The following is an 18,472-nucleotide window of genomic DNA, read 5'->3' on the forward strand; positions in this document are numbered from 1 at the left end:
TATACTGTCTTCCATGGAAACTACTTGGCGTTGGGTACTCGTGACGGCGATCGCGCCGATCGCATGGGGGAGCACCTACTGGGTCACGCGGGAGTTCCTCCCGCCCGATGCCCCGCTCTGGGGTGCGGTCCTCCGCGCGCTTCCGGCCGGCCTGCTGCTGCTCGCCGTCCGACCGAGGCTGCCCAGGGGAGCGTGGTGGTGGCGGGCCGCCATCCTCGGCACGCTCAACGTCGGCGTGTTCTTCGCGCTCATCTACCTCGTCGCGCAACTGCTGCCGACGAGCCTCGCCTCGACGATCATGGCGACCTCGCCCGCCGCGATGATGCTCCTCGCATGGTTGTTCGCCGGTGAGCGGCTCCGGCTCGTGCCGCTCGTCGGCGCCGGCCTCGGCATCGTCGGAGTCGCCCTCCTGCTCGCCGGTGAGGGCGTGGCCCCCGCGCCCGTCGGCATCGCCGCATCCGTCCTCGCGATGGCACTCTCGTCGCTCGGGTACATCCTCGCCAAGCGCTGGCGCGAGGGCACGGACGTGCTCTCGGTCACGTCGTGGCAGCTGCTCGCCGGCGGCCTGCTCCTGCTCCCCGCCGCCCTCGTCGTGGAGGGAGGGCCGCCGACCCTGGACGTCCACGGCCTGCTCGCGTTCGCGTACGTGAGCCTGATCGCGACGGCGGTCGCCTTCGTGGCCTGGTTCGCCGGTCTCGCGCGCCTGCCTGCCGGAACGGTCGGCCTGGTGGGGCTGCTCAACCCGGTCGCCGGCGTGCTGCTCGGCGTGCTCGTCGCGGGCGAGCGACTCGGAGGCTGGCAGGTCGCCGGTCTCGCGATCGTGCTCGTCGGCATCGTCATGGGGCAGCCTGCCGCCCGGCGTGCGATCGCATGGGCGCGCGAACGGCGCCGACGCCGGTCGCTCCGGCCGGTCGCGAGCCCGCGATTCGCACGCGGGCACCGGACCGAAGTCCCATCGCCGCTGGCCGCCGACTGCTAGCGTGCGCCGCAGGTGCCGCGCCGGATGCCCCGGCGGCGGCGGATCGGGGAGATCATGGCTCGCGGCTGGTGGCGTCGGAAGACCGCTTCCCCCTCCGGGACGAACCCTGCCCCGGACCCGGCCCGGGATTCGACCCCGGCCTCGGCAGCGGCCCCGGATGCTGAGGCCGCGGCGTCGGTCGCCCGCCCTTCGGTCGCCCTGCCCCGCGCGAGCATCATCCTGCTCGGCTTCGCGGGTGCGGTCGTCGTCATGTTCGGCCTCGCGGCCGCCCGATCCGTGGTGGCACCTGCGTTCCTCGCGCTGGTCCTCACGATCTGCGTCCATCCCGTGCGGCTCGGCCTGGTCAGGCGAGGCGTCCCCGTCGGGCTCGCCACCGGGGGCGCGATCGTCGCGGTCTTCGCCCTGCTCGCCGGGTTCGTGGTCACCCTCGTGTTCGCGCTGGCGCAGTTCACGACGCTGCTGCCCGAGTACACGCCGCAGATCCAGGCGGCGGCGGCCAACATCGGCGATGCGCTCGAGGGACTCGGCATCGGTGCGCAGCAGGCGCAGGCCATCGTCGACGGGCTCGAGCCGTCGCGCATCATCGACGTCGTGACCGCGGTGCTCGGCGGGGTCGCCGGCATCACGTTCTCGCTGGTCGTGATCCTCACGCTGCTGATCCTCATGGCCATGGACGGCACCTACGCGCCGGCCATCCTCTCGCAGCTGCGCTCGCGCCGCGCCGCGCTCGTCGACGCGCTCGTGCTGTACACGCGGAACGTGCGGCGGTACATGGTCGTCACGACCGCCCTCGGCGCCGCGCAGGGCGTGCTGAACTGGATCGCCCTGCTCGTGCTCCAAGTGCCCGGGGCGCTGCTCTGGGGCGTCCTGTCGTTCATCTGCAGCTTCATCCCGAACATCGGGTACTTCATCGCGATCGTGCCGCCGCTCGTCTTCGGGTTCCTCTCGGGCGGGTGGCCGGTGTTCATCGCGGTCCTGCTCGTGTACGGCGTCGTGAACGCGGTCGTGCAGTCGATCGTGCAGCCCAAGGTCGTCGGCGGCGCGGTCCGGCTGAGCGAGACGATCACGTTCGTCTCCGTGCTGTTCTGGGCGCTCGTGATCGGGCCGATCGGCGCGGTGCTCGCGGTGCCGCTGACGCTCCTCGTCCGCTCGGTCCTGCTCGACGCGGATCCCACGCTCGCCTGGTGGCGGCCGGCGACGGGCGACGTCGAGGAGACGAAGGGGATCGCTGCGGACCTGTCCGCCCAGGCGCGCGCCCAGGCGAAGGCCGATCGCGCCGTGCGTCCGCCGCGAGGACGGGCGGCTCGCGCGTCAAGGCCGTGATCGGCCGAGGTGCGCTCGCTAGCCTGACGGGATGAGCGAGCAGACGGGGGAGGCGGCCGCCGGGGGCGGAATCCGCGAACGGGTCACGCGAGTCGTGCAGTGGGTGCTCAGCACCAAGCCCGCACGGGCGTTCCTGCTCTACCAGGAGCAGCACGGGGCGATGCTCGCCGACAGCGTCACCTATCGGACGCTCTTCTCGGTCTTCGCGGGCACCTTCCTCGGCTTCGCGGTCGCGGGCATCTGGCTCGCGGGCAACCCCGACGCGATCGACGCGATCGTGGCCACCGTGAGCGGGGTCATCCCCGGTCTCATCGGCGAGGGGGCGGTGATCGACCCGGAGACCCTGATCCAGCCCATCACCCTGAGCATCGCGGGAACGCTGGCCCTCATCGGCGTCGTCGGCGCCGCGATCGGCGCGATCCGCTCGCTCCGGATCGCGCTGCGACAGCTGGCGGGCCGCCCCGACGACGCCGGCTTCTTCCTCTGGCAGCTGATCCGCGATCTCCTGATCGCGATCGGCTTCGGGGGACTCCTCATCGCGGGTGCGGCCGTCACGGTGGTCGGAACCGGTGCGCTCGACGCGATCGTCGGATGGCTCGGTCGACCGTTCGGCGGCGTCCTGCTCGACGCCGGCTCGCGCACGCTCTCGGTCCTCGTCGCCTTCGCGATCGACACCGCGGTCATCGCCGGGCTGTTCCGACTGCTCGCCGGACTCCGCCCGAGCGCCCGAGCGCTGTGGGCGGGATCGCTCCTGGGCGGCGCCGGGCTGACGGTGCTCCAACTGCTGTCGAGCCTGTTCGTCGGCGGCGCGACGAGCAACCCGCTGCTCGCCTCGTTCGGATCGCTGATCGCGCTGCTGATCTGGCTCAACCTGTCGAGCCAGGTGGTGCTCATCGCGAGCGCCTACATCGTCACGGGCGTCGACGAGGAGCACGATCGGGTCGCGGCCCGGTACGGTGCGACGTCGATGGCGCTGCGCCGCCTGAAGCGCGCCGAGCGTCGGGCGGCGGATGCCGCGGCCGAGGTGGCCGCCGCCCGCGACGCGCTGCCCGGGGTGACCGACCCGGCCGCCCGCGGACGACGCTGACGACGAGCCGTTCGGCCGACCCCTTCGGGCTAGGGGTTCGTGCCCGGATCGCGATCGACCTCGATCACCTCGACCTCCTCGACGACGACCACGTCGTCGGCCTCCTCGTCCTTCGGCAGCTCGGCGTCGAGCGGCAGTTCCGAGTCGGTGTACTCGCCTTCCGCGGGATCGTGCGGCACGCGTTCGGCCATGATCGCCCTCCTGTTCGGGTGGAGCCTCGTCCAGCCGGTCGGATGGACGCCCCCACGCTAGGCAGGGCACTCATCGGGCGGCAGGGGATTGACGTCCGCTCGCCGGGGGCGTAGCGACTCTGGCGCCACCGGGGGGCGCACGCCACACTGGTCGCGTGCCGTCCGTCCTCCAGCTCACCCGTGCCGTCGTCGCGCCGCTCACCCGGACCCGGCTGTTCCGCCTGGTCGGCCCAGTGATCCTCCCGCCGATCGAGGCGGTCCTCGGGGCGCTCAGCGGGGGCCGCCTCCAGCTCGCGTCGCTGCTCGTGCCGTCGCTCGTCCTGCACAGCGTCGGTGCGCGCACCGGCGCCCCGCGACACGTGCACCTGATGTACACGCCCGACGGGCGCGGACGCGCCATCGTGGCGGGCACGAGCTTCGCGCGCGACCGCCATCCGGGTTGGACGTACAACCTGATCGCGAACCCCGACGCGTGGATCACGGTGCGCGACCGGACGCTCAGGGTCCGCGCGACTCGCGTCCCGGCCGCCGAACGCGACGCCGCATGGGCTCGGATCGAGGCGCAGTGGCCCGGCTATCGCGGGTACGAACGCGACTCCGGTCGCGTCGTGCGGCTGTTCGTCCTGCGACCGGTCGCCGAGTCCGAGGCCCCGCCCCTCGCGTCCGCCCGCGCCGTCGACGGACCCCTCGACGCGTCATCCGCCTCGGATTAGGCTGCACCGCATGTGCAGGAACATCCGAACCCTCCACAACTTCGAACCCGCCGCGACGAGCGACGAGGTCCGGGCCGCCGCGCTCCAGTACGTCCGGAAGGTCAGCGGCTCGACGCACCCGTCGAAGGCCAACCAGGCCGCCTTCGACGAGGCGGTCGAGGAGATCGCGCACGTCACGCAGCACCTGCTCGACCACCTGGTGACCTCGGCGCCGCCGAAGGACCGCGAGGTCGAGGCGGCGAAGGCCCGCGCCCGCGCGGCGCAACGCTACGCCACGGCGGGCGCGTGAGCGACGACGTCGGGGGAGCGCGGTAGCGTCGCCGTCATGGCCCGCGACGCGACGACCCTCGAGATCGACGGACCCCACGGCGCGCGCGTCGTACGGGTCTCCAGCCCCGAACGCGTGGTCTGGCCCGAAGCGGGGATCACCAAGCTCGAGCTCGCACGGTACTTCATCGCCGTCGGCGAGGCGTTCGTCGCGGCGAACGGCGATCGCCCCGTTTCGCTCGAGCGCTTCCGCGACGGGATCGGCGGTGAGTCGTTCTTCTCGAAGAACCCCCCGAAGGGCGCGCCCGAGTGGATGCGCGACGTGATGGTGACGTACCCGAGCGGCCGCAGCCATCCGCAGCTCGTCATCGACGAACCCGCCGGCGCCGTCTGGGCCGCGCAGATGAACACCGTCGTGTTCCACCCCTGGGCGTCCCGCGCGGGGACGCCCGACCTGCCCGACCAGTTGCGGGTCGACCTCGACCCGCAACCCGGCACGGGCTTCGCCGAGGCGGTTCCCGCCGCGTTCGCGTTGCGCGACCTGCTCGAGGAGGCCGGCCTGACGGGGTTCGTGAAGACCTCCGGGAACCGCGGCATCCACGTCTTCGCACCCATCGAGCCCGTGCACGAGTTCCTCGACGTGCGGCACGCGGTCATCGCGCTCGGGCGCGAGCTCGAACGCCGCATGCCCGACCGCATCACGACGGCGTGGTGGAAGGAGGAGCGCGGCGAGCGCATCTTCGTCGATTTCAACCAGGCCAATCGCGACCGGACCATGGCCGGTGCCTACAGCCCGCGGGCGCTGCCGGGCGCGTCGGTCTCGTGTCCGCTCGAGTGGGACGAGCTCGAGGGCGCCGAGCCGGCGGCGTTCACGGTGCGTTCGGTCCCCGATCGGCTCGCCGACCACGGCGACCCGTGGGCGACGATGCACGCCGCACCGGGCCGCATCGACACGCTGCTCGACTGGTGGCGGCGCGACCTCGCCGACGGGCTCGGCGAACTGCCGTTCCCGCCCGACTTCCCCAAGATGCCGGGGGAGCCGACGCGCGTGCAGCCCAGTCGGGCGCGCAAGCCCGACGCCGAGTGAGCCTCAGACCTCGGTGGTGAGCGCACCGCGGGCGGGCGGCGGCTGGCCGTGCACCTCGCGGTGCAGCCGCTCCATGCGCGCGTCGAGCTCTGCCGCGGTGCGCGCGGCGTCGGTCAGCTGGTCGAGCAGTTCATCCGGCACCCGGCGGTCGAACTTGTAGTAGATCTTGTGCTCGAGGCTCGCCCAGAAGTCCATCGCGATCGTGCGGATCTGCACCTCGACGGCGACCGGGTGGGCTCCCGTCGAGAGGAACACCGGGACTTCGACGATCAGGTGGAGGCTCTGGTAGCCGTTGGCCTTCGGTTCCGCGATGTAGTCCTTGACCTTGAGGACCCGCACGTCCTGCTGCGCGGTGAGGAGTTCGGCGATCCGGTACGCATCCGAGACGAAGCTGCACGTCACGCGGACGCCGGCGATGTCGGTGATCGTCGACCGGATCGCGTCGAACGAGGGCTCGATGCCCTTGCGGCGCATCTTGTCGATCACGCTGTCGAGGCTCTTCACGCGGCTCGAGATGTGCTCGATCGGGTTGTAGGCGTGGGCCTGGCTGAACTCCTCGCGGAGGATCGAGAGCTTGGTGATGACCTCGTCCATGCCGAACTTGTACCGCTGCATGAAGCGCTCGGTCTCGTCGCGGAGGGTGCGCATCTCCTCGAGGGTCTGCCCGTCGATCGTGTCGAGTGTCCGCTGCGCCCGGTCGGTCAGCATCGGCTGCCGGGCGGGGCGGGCTGGCGGGGTTCCGTCGAGCGGCGTCACGCAGGCAACGCTACGGTGCGAACCTCGGTGTTCCCTCAGCGGGATCGATGGATCGGCCATGCGCCCGGTCCGCCCGAGGCTCAGTCGACGGCGTCGAGGTAGCGCCAGCGGTCCTCGCGGACGAATCGGCTCGACTCGCGCTGAACGCCTCGCTCGGCGCCGTGCGCGTACCGCGCGGCGAACTCGACGACGCCCTCCCGGTCGAGCGGACCGCCGCGCTCGGTGCGCACGATCTCGAGCGACCGCCAGCGGAGCTCCGGGTCGAGGTCCAGTCGCTCGGGCCTGGTCGACGGATGCCACGTGGCGAGCAGGTACGCCGCGTCGCCGACGACGAAGGCGGTGTAACGCGATCGCATGAGCTGCACCGCCGTCGGCGCAGCGCCGCCGGCGAGGAGCGGGCCGCAGCAGTCGCCGTAGGTGCCCCCGCTTCCGCACGGGCAGCGGGCATCGTCGGTCGGCGTCGCGAACGTCCGGTCGGGCTCCATGGACTCCAGTCTCGCGCAGCACGGTCATGCTCTGCCCAGCAGAAGTCGAGGGTTCGTTCAGGAAACCCGTGCAGAGTAGGGGATTCGTGCGCCCGGGCCGTCGGCTCGGGCCCGTCCATGCCCCAGCTCGGAGGGCCACCGACCCCCAGGATCCGAGCCACTCCATGCCTATGCAGTCTTCACACTCGATCACGCCTGCCCCCACCGGGACCACCCCCTTCCGGACCGAGGCCGCGAGCCGCCGTGCCGCGCGCCGCGACCGCGTCGGCCGCCGTCGCCGCCTCGTCCTCGCCGGAGCGCTCGTCGCCGTCGGCGCGGTCGCGGGCACCGGGCTCACCGTCAACTCGACGCTCGCCGCGCAGCGCGTCGCGGAGACCACCGCGCTCACCGAGTCCACCGGTCTCGCAGCGGAGCAGCTCGGCGCCTACGCCGGCGTCGCCCAGGCGAAGGTGCACGCCGAGGCGCAGGACACGCTCACCCTCGCGGAGGACACGCTCTCGGACGTCGAGGGCAAGGTCGACGTCGAGCCGCTCGCCTCCTCGGTCGCCACCCTCGGCGACTACGAGGCGCTTCCCCTGGACGAGGTCCGCGACCTCACGATCTCGACTCGCGCGGAGATCCGCAAGGCGGACGAGGCCGCGAAGGCGCACGACCGCGAGGTCGCCGAGCGCGAGGAGGCCGAGGCGCTCGCACGGGCGAACACTCCGGAGGGCGCCAAGCAGACCGCGCGCGCCATGGCCGCGTCCCAGTACGGCTGGGGCGAGGCCGAGTTCCAGTGCCTCGTGCAGCTCTGGACCAAGGAGTCCGGCTGGAACTACCAGGCCGTGAACGCGTCGAGCGGTGCGTACGGCATCGTCCAGGCCTGGCCCGCCGAGAAGCTCGCGACGGCCGGCGCCGACTGGCGCACCAACGCGGCGACCCAGATCGCATGGGGCCTCGACTACATCGCCCGGGGCTACGGAAGCCCGTGCGCCGCGTGGGGCCACTCGCAGTCCCTCAACTGGTACTGAGCGACCCCGCCTCCCGTGAGCCGCCGATTCGTCAGGGTCGGCGGCTCATGCCGTCCGCGGGTCCAGCAGGGCGCGTCGATTCGGATGCCGGTCGAACCACTGCTCCACGTACCAGCAGCTCGGGACGATCCGGAGGCTGGAACGGGCCTCGACGTCGTCGACCGCGAACTGCACGAGCTCGGCCGCGAGGCCGCAGCCGCGGTACGGCGGATTCGTGAAGGTCCGCACGAACGCGACGGTGTCGCCGAGTTCGCGGTAGTCCAGCGCGCTCGCGACCTTTCCGTCGATGCGGAGCAGGTACCGGCGGAGTTCGGGTTCGTGAACGAGTTCCTTCACCCGCCCAAGGCTACGCCCGGGCGAGCGCTTCGACGGTCAGCGACCCCGGAGACGGTCGAGGTCGCGTCGCTCGCGCTTGGTCGGTCGCCCGGCGCCTCGGTCCCGCAGGGGCACGGATGCCACGGCCTCGCGAGGCGGCGGCGCCGGCGTCCGGTCATCGGCCGCGGCGGCCGCGAGCTCTGCCGACACGCGCTTCACGATCGGCCGGCGCACGATGAGGATCCGGTCGAACCCGTGCAGCCGGACGCGGACCTCGTCGCCAGGCCGTACCGGCTGCGCCGCCTTCGCCCGCTCGCCGTTCACGCGCACGTGGCCGGCGCGGCACGCCGACGTCGCGGCCGAGCGCGTCTTGCACACCCGGACCGCCCACAGCCACGCGTCCACGCGCGCCGAGTCGAGCTCCGCCATCCTCCAAGCCTAGGACGGGTGCGCGCGTGGGACCGCGCGGTCAGCGCACCAGCGCCCACCAGATCATCAGCATCGTGACGAGGAAGCCCACGACGTAGTTGATGAGGATGAAGTGACGCCAGCCGCGGTTCGACGCGCCGGATGCGGCATCCGTCACCGAGCGGTACGGCCACGCCGCCCACAGGTAGGGGAGCACGAGCACCGAGGCGAGCGGCCCGGGCCACTCGGTGGCGAGCATCAGCAGCCCCGCCGCCGCCCAGAGGCCGAGTGCGATCCGCACGGTCGCCGCGGCGCCGAACGCCGTCGCGATCGAGGCGATGCCGGCCTCGCGATCCGGGACGACGTCCTGCACCGCGCCGAACGCGTGGCTCGCCATCCCCCAGAAGAAGAACGCCGCCAGCAGCGCGACGAGCGGCCAGGTGAAGTCCGCACCGGCGACTGCGAGGCCGTAGACCGCCGGGCTCGCGAAGTGCGTGCTCGAGGTGACCGAATCGAGCACCGGGCGCTCCTTGAACCGGAGTCCCGGCACCGAGTACGCGAACACCGCGAACAGGCTGATCGCCAGCACGAGCCACGACCAGGGCTCATCCGTCCCGCCGAGCCAGAGCATGACCGCCACGAGCGGGGCCGCGGTCGCGATGCCCGCCCACACCACGGTGCGGTGCAGGCTCGGGTCGAGCAGCGCGCCCTCTGCGCCGCCCTTCCGCGGGTTCCGCAGGTCGGATTCGTAGTCGAACACGTCGTTCACGCCGTACATCAGCAGGTTGTACGGCACCAGGAAGAACAGGGTGCCGACGACCAGCAGTGCGTCGACGCGGCCGGTCGTCAGGACGTATGCGGCCGCGAACGGGAAGGCGGTGTTGATCCAGCTGATCGGCCGTGACGAGAGCAGGACCTGGCCGGCCCGGTGCCCGAGGCCGCCGCGCGTCTCCGCCGCACTCATGCGTCGGTCCTCGCCGTGCGGTCGCGGCGCGTGAGGATGCTCCACACGGCGGGCAGCAGCAGCACCCCGGCGACCGGGTAGAGGAAGTCCTCGATCGGCGCGAGCCCGACGGCCAGGCCCGATCGGTGCGCGTCGTCGTACGCGACGATCCCGGTCCCGACGATGAGGGAGTCGAAGACGGCCGTGAGCACGAGGAGCACGGCAGCGGCGACCGCGGTGGCGATCGCGCGCCGCCGGAATGCGGTGCGCTCCCGCGGCCGCACCGCCCACGCCGTGATCGCGGCGACGGCGAGGAACGGGATGCTGATGAGCAGGTAGGTCATCGGAGGTCCTCCCGTCCCGGGGCGGCGACCCGTCGTCCGCGTGCGGCCAGGACGCGCTCGCCGCCGAGCACGAGCACGAGCGTGAGGTAGCAGAGGAAGACGAGGAAGACCGGCTCCTCGAGCGGGAGTTCCGGGGCCAGTTCGATCCCCGTCACGATGTCGGACCCGCCGCGGAAGAAGACCCCGGTGGCGATTCCCGCCGCGTCCCACACGAGGAAGAACGCGACGCCCGCGACGACGGACACCGTGGCGGCGATCGGCGCGCGCCAGAACACGAGGCGCCAGCGGGCGTCGATGAGCGCCATGCATCCGATCACGACGAGCAGGCCGGCGAGGTAGGCGAATGCCGTCATGCGACGGTCGTGCTCGGGTCGGCGGGTTCACGCTCGCCCGTGCCCGCGGGCTCCTCGATCGGCCCGGACGACCGATCCCCTCGCACGCGCTTCAGCACGTTCTCAGCGCTGATCAGGCACATCGGCAGGCCGATGCCCGGCGCGGAGGATCCACCGGCGTAGTACAGCCCGTCCACGCGGCGGGACCGGTTCGTCCCGCGGAGGAAGGCCGACTGCCGGAGCGTGTGCGCTGGGCCGAGGGCGCCGCCCTGCCACGAGTTGAGGTCGTCCGCGAAGTCCGCGGGTCCCACGGTGCGGCGGACGACGATGCGGTCGTCGAGGTCGTCGAGACCCGACATCTCGGCGATGCGGCGGATGGCGCGGTCGGCGGTCTCCTCGACCAGCCGATCGCCCGTCCCGTCCTCGCCGCCGCGTCCGATCGCGGTGTCGGCAGGCACCGGCACCAGCACGAACAGGTTGGTGTCGCCGGCCGGCGCGACCGAGGCATCCGTCGCACTCGGGCTGCACACGTAGAACGACGCGGGGTCGGGCACGTGGGGATCGGATCCGAAGATCGCGCCGAAGTTCGCGTGCCAGTCCTCGGTGAAGAAGAGCGTGTGGTGCGCGAGGCCCGGCACCTGCCCGCGGATGCCGAGCATGGCGAGCACCGCACCGGGACCCGGGTTGCGACGGCGCCACCAGGTCTCCGGGTACGTCTGCGCGTGGCGGGGGAGCAGTTCGGTCTCGGTGTGGTGCAGGTCCGCCGCCGAGACGATCCGGTGCGCCGGGGCGACGACGCTGCGCCCCGAAGCGGTGCGGAAGCGCGCGCCGGCGACCGCAGGCCTGGCCCCGCCCGACGACAGCTCGATCGACTCGACGCGAGCACCGGTCACGATGTCGACGCCGGCCGCGACGGCGATCGCGGCGATGCGCTCGATGAGTTCGGAGAACCCGCCGCGCGGGTAGAACACGCCCTGCTCGAGGTCCATGTGGCTCATCAGGTGGTACAGGGCGGGGGTCGCATCGGGCGACGAGCCGAGGAACACCGCCGGATACCCGAGCACCTGCCGCAGGCGACGGTCGTGCACGGCGCGCGCCGTGAAACGCTCGAGGGACGTCGTGAGCAGTGATGCGAACCGTCCCGACTGCCGGAGGACCTCGCCGGAGAGCAGCGAGCGGGGATCGTCGAAGTTCGTGTACAGGAATCGCCGGCGGGCGATGTCGTACGCGGATGCCGCGGAGTCGAGGTAGCGCTCGAGGGCGGCTCCGGCGCCGGGCTCGATGGACTCGAACAGCGCGACGTTCTCGGCGCGGGTCGTCTGGACGTCGAGCGGTTCCGGATGGCCGTCGGCCCAGACGCGGTACCCGGGATCGAGTTGCACGAGGTCGAGCTCGGCGGCGGCGGTGGTTCCGAACAGGCGGAAGAAGTGGTCGAACACCTCCGGCATCAGGTACCAGGAGGGTCCGGTGTCGAATCGGAACCCGCGGCTCGACCAGCTTCCGGCCCGCCCGCCGAGTTCGTCGCGCGCCTCCAGGAGGGTGACGCGGTGACCGTCCCTGGCCAGGAGCGCTGAGACCGCGAGCCCCGCGATCCCGCCGCCGATCACCACGATCCGCTCGGACTCCCCGATCATCGTCGATTCCCTCCGGTGGTGAGTACTGAACGGACGGCGATCGCGAGCTTCTCGCCGTCCGGGACGCGGATGCGCGTCGCGATGATCTCCGCGGCGGGCGTGGTTCGGCATCGCGCCGACAGGCTCGCGAAGAGGCCGTGAGCCGCAGCGACCGCGCTCCGGGCGCGCCTCGGCAGCTCGGGCAGGGCATCCCGGGCGATCGCGAGGTCCCGGTCGATGTCGTCGAGGATCGCCGTCTTGTCGGCCTCGGTGAAGGCGTCCGGATCCACGCCGGGGAAGTAGTTCCTGCCGAGGGTCCGCCAGTCGACGGCGAGGTCCCGGAGGAAGTTGATCTTCTGGAATGCGGCACCGAGGTGGACCGCCCCTCGCTCGAGGCGCGCCCGTCGGTCGGGATCCGCCGCCTCGATGGAACCGTGCGCGTCGGCGGCGAGGAAGGTCGCCAGGCACATCAGCCCGACGACCTCGGCCGAGCCGTGGATGTACGGACCGATCTCCTCCGGTGTGAAGGGCGCGGGATCGAGGTCGCGCCGCATCGAGGCGAAGAAGGGCCGCGTGAGCTCGGTGCCGAACCCGGTCTCGCGGGCCACCTGCGCGAATGCGTGCACCACGAGGTTCGCGGAGTACCCGCGCGCCATCGCGCGTTCCGTCTCCGCCTCGAGCCCGTCGAGGACCTCCAACTGCTCGTCCAGGGTGAGCCCGGCCTCGGCGGCCGCGCCGTCGACGACCTCGTCCGCGACGCGGACGAGCGCGTACACCGACCTGATCCGGCGACGGGACTCGGGCTCGAGGAGCCGCGCCGCCGCGCCGAACGAGGTCGAGTAGCGCGCGATGACCGTCGCGGAGCTCGCCTCGGCGGCGTCCGCGTAGCGCTCGAGGAGCGTCGGGTCGTGCCTCCGGCTCATCGCACCCGCTCCGTCGCGCGCTGCGCGAACTCGCCGAGCTCGGTGCGGAGCGCCTGCGGCAGGTCTGCGGCGTCGAGCTCGTACCGGGCGAGCGTGACGTGCTCGTGCGCGAGCGCGAGGGCCGCGTCGAGCGCGCCGCAGGCGCGGAGCTCCTCGCGGAGGCCCTCGGCCGACGCGTCGTCGAGCGACGGGTCGCCCAGCCGGTCCCGGATGCCCGGCCACGACGGCGTGGTCGCCGCGTGCGCGATGAGCGCCGTCCGCTTGCCCTCGCGGAGATCGGCCGAGGCCGACTTGCCCGTCACCCCGGGGTCGCCGAAGACGCCGAGGACGTCGTCGGCGATCTGGAATGCGACCCCGGCGAGCCGGCCGAACCGGCAGAGCGCGGCCACGGCGGAGTCGGGTGCGCCCGCGAGCACGGCGCCGGCCGCGAGCGGCGCCTCGAACGAGTACACGGCGGTCTTCTGCTCGAGCGTCGCGAGCACGCCCTCGAGCGCCGGGGTCGATCCGTCGAGGGACGACACCACGTCGGCGAGCTCCCCGGCGGCGGAGACGAACACGGCGCGGTCGAGGATGTCGAGCAGCGACTCGCGGCACGCCCGATCGACCGGCAGCATCGCGAGCTCGCGATGCGCGCGGCTGAGCGCCAGGTCGCCGGCGAGCACGGACGCGGTCGCCGCCCACACCTCGCCCGTCCGCGCATCGCCGCCGAGGGCCCGGGCGCGCGCCGCGAATCGTCCGGCGACGTTCGGCGCGCCCCGTCGAACCGTGTCGCGATCGATCAGGTCGTCGTGGATCAGGAACGCCGTGTGGAGCAGTTCGAACGCGAGGGCCACGCGAGTGACGAGCGCTCGCTCCGACCCGCCGAAGCCGCGATACGCCGCCCACACCAGTCGCGGTCGGACGCGCTTGCCCCCCGAGCTCTGCTGCTCGATCGACTCCCACAACGCCGTGTAGTGGCTGCCGTACTCGCCCGCCCGCTCCCGCGCTTCGGCGAAGAACCGGCGGAGTTCCTCATCGATGGCGGAATCGAGCAGTTCAGGCACGGAAGAGCTCCAGCTCCTTGGCCTGCAGCACGAGCCACGGGCTGAACGCCCACGGCGCCGCGCCCACCGCGGTGGCCAGAGCCCGCGGGTCGACCCAGCGGTACTCGGCGACCTCGCGCGGATTCGGGTCGGGCTCGCCCGCCGCGGTCGCGAGGTAGACGGGGCACACCTCGTTCTCGACGATGCCGTTGGCGTCGGTCGCGCGATAGCGGAACAGCGGCAGTGCGAGCTCGACGGTGTCCAGCTCGAGCCCGAGCTCGAAGTCGGCGCGCCGACGCACGGCGTGCAGCAGCGGCTCGGCCGGCTTCGGGTGGCCGCAGAACGAGTTCGTCCAGACCCCGGGCCAAGTCTGCTTCGTCACGGCGCGGCGGGTGATGAGCACCTCGCCGATCGGGTTGACGATGTGGCACGAGAATGCGAGGTGCAGGGCGGTGTCCGGTCCGTGCGCGGCGCTCTTCGGAGCTCGGCCGATGGGCGTGCCCGACTCGTCGAGCAGGACCACCTCGTCCTCGACGGTCTCGGTCGTGCGGTTCATGGTGGCCTCCTCGTCCGGTGGGCGATGCGACGAACCAGAGGTCCGTGACCCCGAAGCTAGCAGCGGGGCCGAGCCCGGCGGAACAACCGAAAGTTGGACGGGGATCGTCCCGACCGTCGACGGATGTCGCGCGCGGGGCATCGTGCGTCATGCTGGACGGGTGACGGGCGAGAGCGGGGACGGCTGGGCCGAGGGGCCCGGCGGCGCCCGGTACTGGGGTCGGTACGGCGCCGCCGGCTTGCTGCTCGTCGAGCCGGGGGGTTCGGTGCTGCTGCAGCACCGCGCGGCCTGGAGCCATTTCGGCGGCACCTGGGGGATCCCCGGCGGCGCGCGCCATCGCGGCGAGTCCGCCCTCGACGCGGCCGTGCGCGAGGCGACCGAGGAGACCGGCATGCCGCCCGGCGTCGTCACCGAGCGGTTCGAGAGCGTGCTCGACCTGGGCTTCTGGTCGTACACGACGGTCGTGGCGGACGCGGCCCTGCGATTCGAGCCGCGCCTGGCCGACCCGGAGAGCATCGCCCTGCGGTGGACGCCGGTCCTCGCGGTCGACGCGCTGCCGCTCCATCCGCGCTTCGCCGAGGCCTGGCCGGCGTTGCGCGCCCGGCTCGGCGACCCCACCGCTCGCTAGGATCGGAACGTGGCCGAGAAGCGCACGGGGGTGTCGGATCGGATCTGGACGCTGCCCAACGTACTGAGCATGCTCAGGCTGCTGCTCGTGCCCGTCTTCCTCGTCCTCGTCGTGCTCGGCGAGTACGTCCCCGCGCTGGTGGTGCTCATCGTCGCGAGCCTCAGCGACCTGCTCGACGGGTACCTCGCACGGCGGCTCGACCAGGTGACCCGGCTCGGCCAGCTGCTCGATCCCGCCGCCGATCGCCTGTACATCTTCGCCGCGCTCATCGGCCTGGCGGCGAACGACCTCGTGCCGTGGTGGATCGTCGTCGTCATCGTCGCGCGGGACCTGCTCCTCGTGGTCCTGGGCGTCGTGCTCGCGAACCACGGGTACGGCCCGCTCCCCGTCCACCAGCTCGGCAAGGCGGCCACGTTCGCCCTCTTCACCGGGCTCCCGGTCATCATGCTCGGCCTCGCGTTCCCCGTCCTGCAGCCGGTCAGCGAGCCCTTCGGATGGGCGGTCACGATCTGGGGCGCGTTCCTGTACTGGTGGGCGGGCGTGATCTACGCGATCGAGACCGCGCGTGTCGTCCGCGAGACGCGGGTGTCCGGGGCACCGGCATCCGATACGCTTGAGCCGGGAGGTTAGCGGTGGCGGATTCCGACATGACCCAGACCGGCGCGAACGGCGAGGAGCGCGAGCCGTCGACTGAGACGTCGGCGCATCGCGTCGGCCAGCCGAACGACACCACGATGGGGTTCAGCCGTGAGGCTGCGGCGCAGTTGAGTGCGCTCGACGCCGACGTGAGCGCGGCCGAGCAGGAGGCCATCGCGGCGTTGCCGTCCGCCTCTGCGCTGCTCATCGTCCGCCGCGGGCCGAACGTCGGCGCCCGATTCCTCCTCGACACCGAGGTCACCTCGGTCGGCCGGCACCCCGACGCCGACATCTTCCTCGACGACGTCACGGTCTCGCGCAAGCACGCCGAGTTCGTCCGTCACGGCACGGCCTTCGAGGTCCGCGACCTGAATTCGCTCAACGGCACCTACTTCGACGGCATCCGCATCGAGACGGCACTGCTCAGCGACGGCGCCGAGGTGCAGATCGGCAAGTACCGCCTCACGTTCTACGCATCGCGACACGACCTCGCGCCGACGGGCACCGGGTGAGCGAGGGCGCCGCGGCGCGGCGTCCGGCTCATGCCCCACCGCTGCTCGGCATCGGCCAGGTCCTGGCGAAGCTCCAGCCGGAGTTCCCGGAACTGACCCCGTCCAAGCTGCGCTTCCTCGAGGAACAGGGCCTCGTCACCCCCGCACGGACGGCGGCGGGATACCGCAAGTTCTCGCCGGCGGACATCGAGCGGATCACCGTCGTGCTCGCGATGCAGCGGGATCACTACCTTCCCCTGAAGGTGATCCGCGCGCACCTGGAGGAGATCGACGCCGGACGCACGCCCGCGCTGCCGGGCGTCGTCGATGCGTCCGCATTCCGGGCGACGGCCGCGCGGTATTCACGCGAGGAGCTGCTTCGCGAGGCGGGCGCCGCCGCGGCACTGCTCGACGAGGCCGTGAGCGCCTCGCTCATCCGGCCCGCCGAGGTGTACGGCCCGGAAACGAGGGACCTGCTCGCGGCGTTGGCCGCGCTGCGCGCGAGCGGGATCGAGCCGCGCCACCTGCGGGGGCTCCGCGCCGCCGCGGAGCGCCAGGCGGAGCTCGTCGAGCAGGCGATCGCTCCCGAGCGTCGCACCGACCCCGCCGGCCGCGCACGCAGCGCGGAACGAGCGAGGGAGCTCGGGGAACGGCTCACCGTCGTGCACGCCGCGGTGCTCCGCGACGTCCTCGACCGTCGCGCGCACTGAGTGGGCGACACGCCGTGACGTTCGGCCCGATGTCCTCGACTCCGCTGGTCGGCGTGGGTAGCGTTGACTCCGCGCCGCCGCGGCGACGACGAGAGTAGAGGGGCGACGGATGAGCGAGCTCGATCGGAGCGAACGAACACGCTACGACCTCGGACTGCTCTTCACCGACGGCCTGCCGGAGCACGACGACGGCACCGGGTATCGCGGAGCGGTCGCCGCTCGGGCCGCGGGGATCAGCTACCGTCAGCTCGACTACTGGGCGCGCACCCAGCTCGTGGAACCCACCGTCCGCGGTGCTGCGGGCTCCGGTTCGCAGCGGCTGTACGGATTCCGCGACATCCTCGTCCTGAAGCTCGTGAAGCGGCTGCTCGACACGGGCATCTCCCTCCAGCAGATCCGCGTCGCGGTCACCCAGCTCCGGGAAGCGGGAATCGACGACCTCGCGCAGACGACGCTCATGAGCGACGGTGCGAGCGTCTACCTGTGCACCTCCGACGACGAGGTCATCGACCTCGTGAACCGTGGTCAGGGCGTCTTCGGCATCGCCGTGGGCAAGGTCCTCCGAGAGGTCGAGTCCACGCTCGTCGAACTCGACACCCAGCCGGTCGACCACGTCGACGAACTCGCCGCGCGCCGCGCCCGCGCGTCGCGCAGGATCTCCTGACCGCGAGCGCGGTCGTTCGACGGAGCACGACGAGCCCTGCGCGCACGACGGGCGTTCGAGCGCCCGATGACGCCGTATGACGTCGCCGCCGCGGGTCAGCGCTGCGGTGCGTCGAGCTCCATGTGCGGGGCGCCGGCCTGGCCGTAGTCCCCGATCCGCGCAGCGCGCAGCACGCGTTCGAGCAGCTGGTCGAAGTGGCTCGACATCTCCTCGGCGCTCTCGCCGGGCCACATGTGGAGCGGCTTCGCCGCGCCCTGCGCCTGCTGGAGCGACGTGCGCTCCGGAAGCTGCGGGCTGAGGACGAGCGGGCCGAACATGTCGCGCAGCTCCTTGATGCGGAACTGGTGCTCGAGCGACTGCACGCGCGCGCGGTTCACGATGATGCCGAGCGGCTGGAGACGCGGCGAGAGCCCCCGCCGGATCTCCTCGATGGCGCGGAGCGCGCGGTCGGCGGCCGCGACGGAGAACAGGCCGGGCTCGGTCACGACCGCGACGCGGTCGCTCGCAGCCCACGCGGTGCGCGTGAGGGCGTTCAACGAGGGAGCGCAGTCGATCAGGACGAGCTCGTAGTCGGACTCGACGTTGGCGAGCGCCTCCTCGAGCTTCCAGATGTCGCGGATCGACGGGTGCGGGCCGTCGTAGTTGATGGCGGACGGACTCCCGATCATGACGTCGATGGTCGACTGCGGGTTGGACCTGGTCCACCCGCTCGGAGCGATCGCCGATCGGACGATCTTCTCCTTCGGCGATGCGAGGACGTCGGCGACGTTGAGATGGCCCGACACCTGGATGTCCATGCCGGTGGAGACGTCGGACTGCGGGTCCAGGTCGACCACCAGTGTTCGCACGCCTCGCGCGAAGGCAGCCGACGCCAGCCCGAGGGTGACGGTGGTCTTTCCGACCCCGCCCTTCAGGGAACTGACCGAGAGAACGTGCACGAGCGAATACGTTACCGTTACTCGCAGAGCGATACCTAAATGTTCGCTGTG

At 72.1% G+C, this 18,472-nt stretch carries 25 protein-coding genes; 12 read left to right on the plus strand and 13 right to left on the minus strand.

The window, feature by feature from the left end:
• Window positions 1-13 precede the first annotated feature (13 nt).
• Genes GJR97_RS01355 through GJR97_RS01365 form a run of 3 tightly spaced genes read left to right on the plus strand, consistent with a single transcriptional unit; the run spans window position 14 to window position 3,389 of the window.
• A complete protein-coding gene (locus GJR97_RS01355; RefSeq protein WP_154344764.1) occupies window positions 14-979 on the plus strand; it encodes a DMT family transporter in 966 nt (321 codons plus the stop codon).
• A gap of 54 nt (window positions 980-1,033) precedes the next feature.
• Window positions 1,034-2,302 (plus strand): AI-2E family transporter, encoded by a 1,269-nt coding sequence (locus GJR97_RS01360; protein ID WP_229275901.1) that lies wholly within the window; start codon window positions 1,034-1,036, stop codon window positions 2,300-2,302.
• 31 nt (window positions 2,303-2,333) lie between these two features.
• On the plus strand, window positions 2,334-3,389 hold the full coding sequence (locus tag GJR97_RS01365; protein ID WP_154344765.1) for a YihY/virulence factor BrkB family protein: 1,056 nt from the start codon (window positions 2,334-2,336) through the stop codon (window positions 3,387-3,389).
• A gap of 29 nt (window positions 3,390-3,418) precedes the next feature.
• Here the strand turns inward: GJR97_RS01365 and GJR97_RS01370 are convergent, their stop codons facing one another.
• Window positions 3,419-3,580 carry a hypothetical protein gene (locus GJR97_RS01370; protein ID WP_154344766.1) on the minus strand — a complete coding sequence of 54 codons (162 nt, stop codon included), beginning with the start codon at window positions 3,578-3,580 and terminating at the stop codon, window positions 3,419-3,421.
• A 155-nt stretch (window positions 3,581-3,735) separates the two neighbouring features.
• Here GJR97_RS01370 and GJR97_RS01375 point away from each other — a divergent pair, with 155 nt between their 5' ends.
• Genes GJR97_RS01375 through ligD form a run of 3 tightly spaced genes read left to right on the plus strand, consistent with a single transcriptional unit; the run spans window position 3,736 to window position 5,647 of the window.
• Complete coding sequence (locus tag GJR97_RS01375; protein WP_324612975.1) at window positions 3,736-4,293, plus strand: nitroreductase family deazaflavin-dependent oxidoreductase; 558 nt, start codon at window positions 3,736-3,738, stop codon at window positions 4,291-4,293.
• 10 nt (window positions 4,294-4,303) lie between these two features.
• On the plus strand, window positions 4,304-4,582 hold the full coding sequence (locus tag GJR97_RS01380) for a DUF2277 domain-containing protein (protein ID WP_129235046.1): 279 nt from the start codon (window positions 4,304-4,306) through the stop codon (window positions 4,580-4,582).
• A 36-nt stretch (window positions 4,583-4,618) separates the two neighbouring features.
• Window positions 4,619-5,647 carry a non-homologous end-joining DNA ligase gene (gene ligD / locus GJR97_RS01385; RefSeq protein ID WP_154344768.1) on the plus strand — a complete coding sequence of 343 codons (1,029 nt, stop codon included), beginning with the start codon at window positions 4,619-4,621 and terminating at the stop codon, window positions 5,645-5,647.
• A 3-nt stretch (window positions 5,648-5,650) separates the two neighbouring features.
• Here the strand turns inward: ligD and GJR97_RS01390 are convergent, their stop codons facing one another.
• Complete coding sequence (locus GJR97_RS01390; RefSeq protein ID WP_154344902.1) at window positions 5,651-6,355, minus strand: GTP pyrophosphokinase; 705 nt, start codon at window positions 6,353-6,355, stop codon at window positions 5,651-5,653.
• 128 nt (window positions 6,356-6,483) lie between these two features.
• Window positions 6,484-6,888 (minus strand): YchJ family protein, encoded by a 405-nt coding sequence (locus tag GJR97_RS01395; protein WP_154344769.1) that lies wholly within the window; start codon window positions 6,886-6,888, stop codon window positions 6,484-6,486.
• Window positions 6,889-7,058: 170 nt separating this feature from the next.
• Here GJR97_RS01395 and GJR97_RS17810 point away from each other — a divergent pair, with 170 nt between their 5' ends.
• Window positions 7,059-7,898: an aggregation-promoting factor C-terminal-like domain-containing protein gene (locus tag GJR97_RS17810; protein ID WP_195760581.1), complete on the plus strand. Its 840-nt coding sequence runs from the start codon at window positions 7,059-7,061 to the stop codon at window positions 7,896-7,898.
• A gap of 45 nt (window positions 7,899-7,943) precedes the next feature.
• On the opposite strand, the gene GJR97_RS01405 is transcribed toward GJR97_RS17810, so the two are convergent.
• From GJR97_RS01405 to idi, 9 genes are read right to left on the minus strand one after another with little or no spacing between them, the layout of a single operon-like run.
• On the minus strand, window positions 7,944-8,234 hold the full coding sequence (locus GJR97_RS01405) for a GNAT family N-acetyltransferase (protein ID WP_324612976.1): 291 nt from the start codon (window positions 8,232-8,234) through the stop codon (window positions 7,944-7,946).
• A gap of 36 nt (window positions 8,235-8,270) precedes the next feature.
• Complete coding sequence (locus GJR97_RS01410) at window positions 8,271-8,642, minus strand: RNA-binding S4 domain-containing protein (RefSeq protein ID WP_154344770.1); 372 nt, start codon at window positions 8,640-8,642, stop codon at window positions 8,271-8,273.
• A 40-nt stretch (window positions 8,643-8,682) separates the two neighbouring features.
• Window positions 8,683-9,585, minus strand: coding sequence for a prenyltransferase (locus GJR97_RS01415; RefSeq protein WP_154344771.1), 903 nt, complete (start codon window positions 9,583-9,585; stop codon window positions 8,683-8,685).
• Window positions 9,582-9,908 carry a lycopene cyclase domain-containing protein gene (locus tag GJR97_RS01420; RefSeq protein ID WP_154344772.1) on the minus strand — a complete coding sequence of 109 codons (327 nt, stop codon included), beginning with the start codon at window positions 9,906-9,908 and terminating at the stop codon, window positions 9,582-9,584. Before GJR97_RS01420 ends, GJR97_RS01415 begins: the two co-directional genes overlap by 4 nt.
• Complete coding sequence (locus GJR97_RS01425; RefSeq protein ID WP_154344773.1) at window positions 9,905-10,261, minus strand: lycopene cyclase domain-containing protein; 357 nt, start codon at window positions 10,259-10,261, stop codon at window positions 9,905-9,907. Before GJR97_RS01425 ends, GJR97_RS01420 begins: the two co-directional genes overlap by 4 nt.
• Complete coding sequence (crtI, locus tag GJR97_RS01430; protein WP_154344774.1) at window positions 10,258-11,874, minus strand: phytoene desaturase family protein; 1,617 nt, start codon at window positions 11,872-11,874, stop codon at window positions 10,258-10,260. Before crtI ends, GJR97_RS01425 begins: the two co-directional genes overlap by 4 nt.
• Window positions 11,871-12,776 (minus strand): phytoene/squalene synthase family protein, encoded by a 906-nt coding sequence (locus GJR97_RS01435; protein ID WP_154344775.1) that lies wholly within the window; start codon window positions 12,774-12,776, stop codon window positions 11,871-11,873. The genes crtI and GJR97_RS01435 overlap by 4 nt, the downstream gene beginning before the upstream one ends.
• Complete coding sequence (locus GJR97_RS01440; RefSeq protein WP_324612978.1) at window positions 12,773-13,819, minus strand: polyprenyl synthetase family protein; 1,047 nt, start codon at window positions 13,817-13,819, stop codon at window positions 12,773-12,775. Before GJR97_RS01440 ends, GJR97_RS01435 begins: the two co-directional genes overlap by 4 nt.
• Complete coding sequence (idi, locus tag GJR97_RS01445) at window positions 13,812-14,354, minus strand: isopentenyl-diphosphate Delta-isomerase (RefSeq protein ID WP_154344776.1); 543 nt, start codon at window positions 14,352-14,354, stop codon at window positions 13,812-13,814. Before idi ends, GJR97_RS01440 begins: the two co-directional genes overlap by 8 nt.
• A gap of 160 nt (window positions 14,355-14,514) precedes the next feature.
• Here idi and GJR97_RS18000 point away from each other — a divergent pair, with 160 nt between their 5' ends.
• The 5 genes from GJR97_RS18000 to GJR97_RS01470 all read left to right on the plus strand — a co-directional run bounded on the left by GJR97_RS18000 (window position 14,515) and on the right by GJR97_RS01470 (window position 17,483).
• Window positions 14,515-14,982, plus strand: a complete 468-nt coding sequence (locus GJR97_RS18000) for an NUDIX domain-containing protein (protein WP_324612979.1) — start codon at window positions 14,515-14,517, stop codon at window positions 14,980-14,982.
• A gap of 9 nt (window positions 14,983-14,991) precedes the next feature.
• Window positions 14,992-15,612, plus strand: coding sequence for a CDP-alcohol phosphatidyltransferase family protein (locus tag GJR97_RS01455; protein WP_324612980.1), 621 nt, complete (start codon window positions 14,992-14,994; stop codon window positions 15,610-15,612).
• Between the two features lie 17 nt (window positions 15,613-15,629).
• Window positions 15,630-16,130, plus strand: coding sequence for an FHA domain-containing protein (locus GJR97_RS01460; protein WP_154344777.1), 501 nt, complete (start codon window positions 15,630-15,632; stop codon window positions 16,128-16,130).
• Window positions 16,127-16,819: a transcriptional regulator FtsR gene (gene ftsR, locus GJR97_RS01465; RefSeq protein ID WP_324612981.1), complete on the plus strand. Its 693-nt coding sequence runs from the start codon at window positions 16,127-16,129 to the stop codon at window positions 16,817-16,819. The genes GJR97_RS01460 and ftsR overlap by 4 nt, the downstream gene beginning before the upstream one ends.
• 109 nt (window positions 16,820-16,928) lie before the next feature.
• Window positions 16,929-17,483 (plus strand): MerR family transcriptional regulator, encoded by a 555-nt coding sequence (locus GJR97_RS01470; protein ID WP_154344778.1) that lies wholly within the window; start codon window positions 16,929-16,931, stop codon window positions 17,481-17,483.
• Window positions 17,484-17,578: 95 nt separating this feature from the next.
• On the opposite strand, the gene GJR97_RS01475 is transcribed toward GJR97_RS01470, so the two are convergent.
• Complete coding sequence (locus GJR97_RS01475) at window positions 17,579-18,421, minus strand: ParA family protein (RefSeq protein WP_324612982.1); 843 nt, start codon at window positions 18,419-18,421, stop codon at window positions 17,579-17,581.
• Window positions 18,422-18,472: the final 51 nt, after the last annotated feature.

The organism is Agromyces kandeliae, from assembly GCF_009674665.1.
Classification (GTDB): domain Bacteria; phylum Actinomycetota; class Actinomycetes; order Actinomycetales; family Microbacteriaceae; genus Agromyces; species Agromyces kandeliae.

Coding starts and splice junctions, on each gene's coding strand:
- ligD (WP_154344768.1), top strand. CDS start 4,619: ATGGCCCGCGACGCGACGACCCTCGAGATCGACGGACCCCACGGCGCG.
- GJR97_RS01370 (WP_154344766.1), bottom strand. CDS start 3,580: ATGGCCGAACGCGTGCCGCACGATCCCGCGGAAGGCGAGTACACCGAC.
- GJR97_RS01435 (WP_154344775.1), bottom strand. CDS start 12,776: ATGAGCCGGAGGCACGACCCGACGCTCCTCGAGCGCTACGCGGACGCC.
- GJR97_RS01380 (WP_129235046.1), top strand. CDS start 4,304: ATGTGCAGGAACATCCGAACCCTCCACAACTTCGAACCCGCCGCGACG.
- crtI (WP_154344774.1), bottom strand. CDS start 11,874: ATGATCGGGGAGTCCGAGCGGATCGTGGTGATCGGCGGCGGGATCGCG.
- GJR97_RS01460 (WP_154344777.1), top strand. CDS start 15,630: ATGACCCAGACCGGCGCGAACGGCGAGGAGCGCGAGCCGTCGACTGAG.
- GJR97_RS01415 (WP_154344771.1), bottom strand. CDS start 9,585: ATGAGTGCGGCGGAGACGCGCGGCGGCCTCGGGCACCGGGCCGGCCAG.
- GJR97_RS01470 (WP_154344778.1), top strand. CDS start 16,929: ATGAGCGAGCTCGATCGGAGCGAACGAACACGCTACGACCTCGGACTG.
- idi (WP_154344776.1), bottom strand. CDS start 14,354: ATGAACCGCACGACCGAGACCGTCGAGGACGAGGTGGTCCTGCTCGAC.
- GJR97_RS01365 (WP_154344765.1), top strand. CDS start 2,334: ATGAGCGAGCAGACGGGGGAGGCGGCCGCCGGGGGCGGAATCCGCGAA.
- GJR97_RS17810 (WP_195760581.1), top strand. CDS start 7,059: ATGCAGTCTTCACACTCGATCACGCCTGCCCCCACCGGGACCACCCCC.
- GJR97_RS01390 (WP_154344902.1), bottom strand. CDS start 6,355: ATGCTGACCGACCGGGCGCAGCGGACACTCGACACGATCGACGGGCAG.
- GJR97_RS01355 (WP_154344764.1), top strand. CDS start 14: ATGGAAACTACTTGGCGTTGGGTACTCGTGACGGCGATCGCGCCGATC.
- GJR97_RS01420 (WP_154344772.1), bottom strand. CDS start 9,908: ATGACCTACCTGCTCATCAGCATCCCGTTCCTCGCCGTCGCCGCGATC.
- GJR97_RS01410 (WP_154344770.1), bottom strand. CDS start 8,642: ATGGCGGAGCTCGACTCGGCGCGCGTGGACGCGTGGCTGTGGGCGGTC.
- GJR97_RS01360 (WP_229275901.1), top strand. CDS start 1,034: ATGGCTCGCGGCTGGTGGCGTCGGAAGACCGCTTCCCCCTCCGGGACG.
- GJR97_RS01425 (WP_154344773.1), bottom strand. CDS start 10,261: ATGACGGCATTCGCCTACCTCGCCGGCCTGCTCGTCGTGATCGGATGC.
- GJR97_RS01395 (WP_154344769.1), bottom strand. CDS start 6,888: ATGGAGCCCGACCGGACGTTCGCGACGCCGACCGACGATGCCCGCTGC.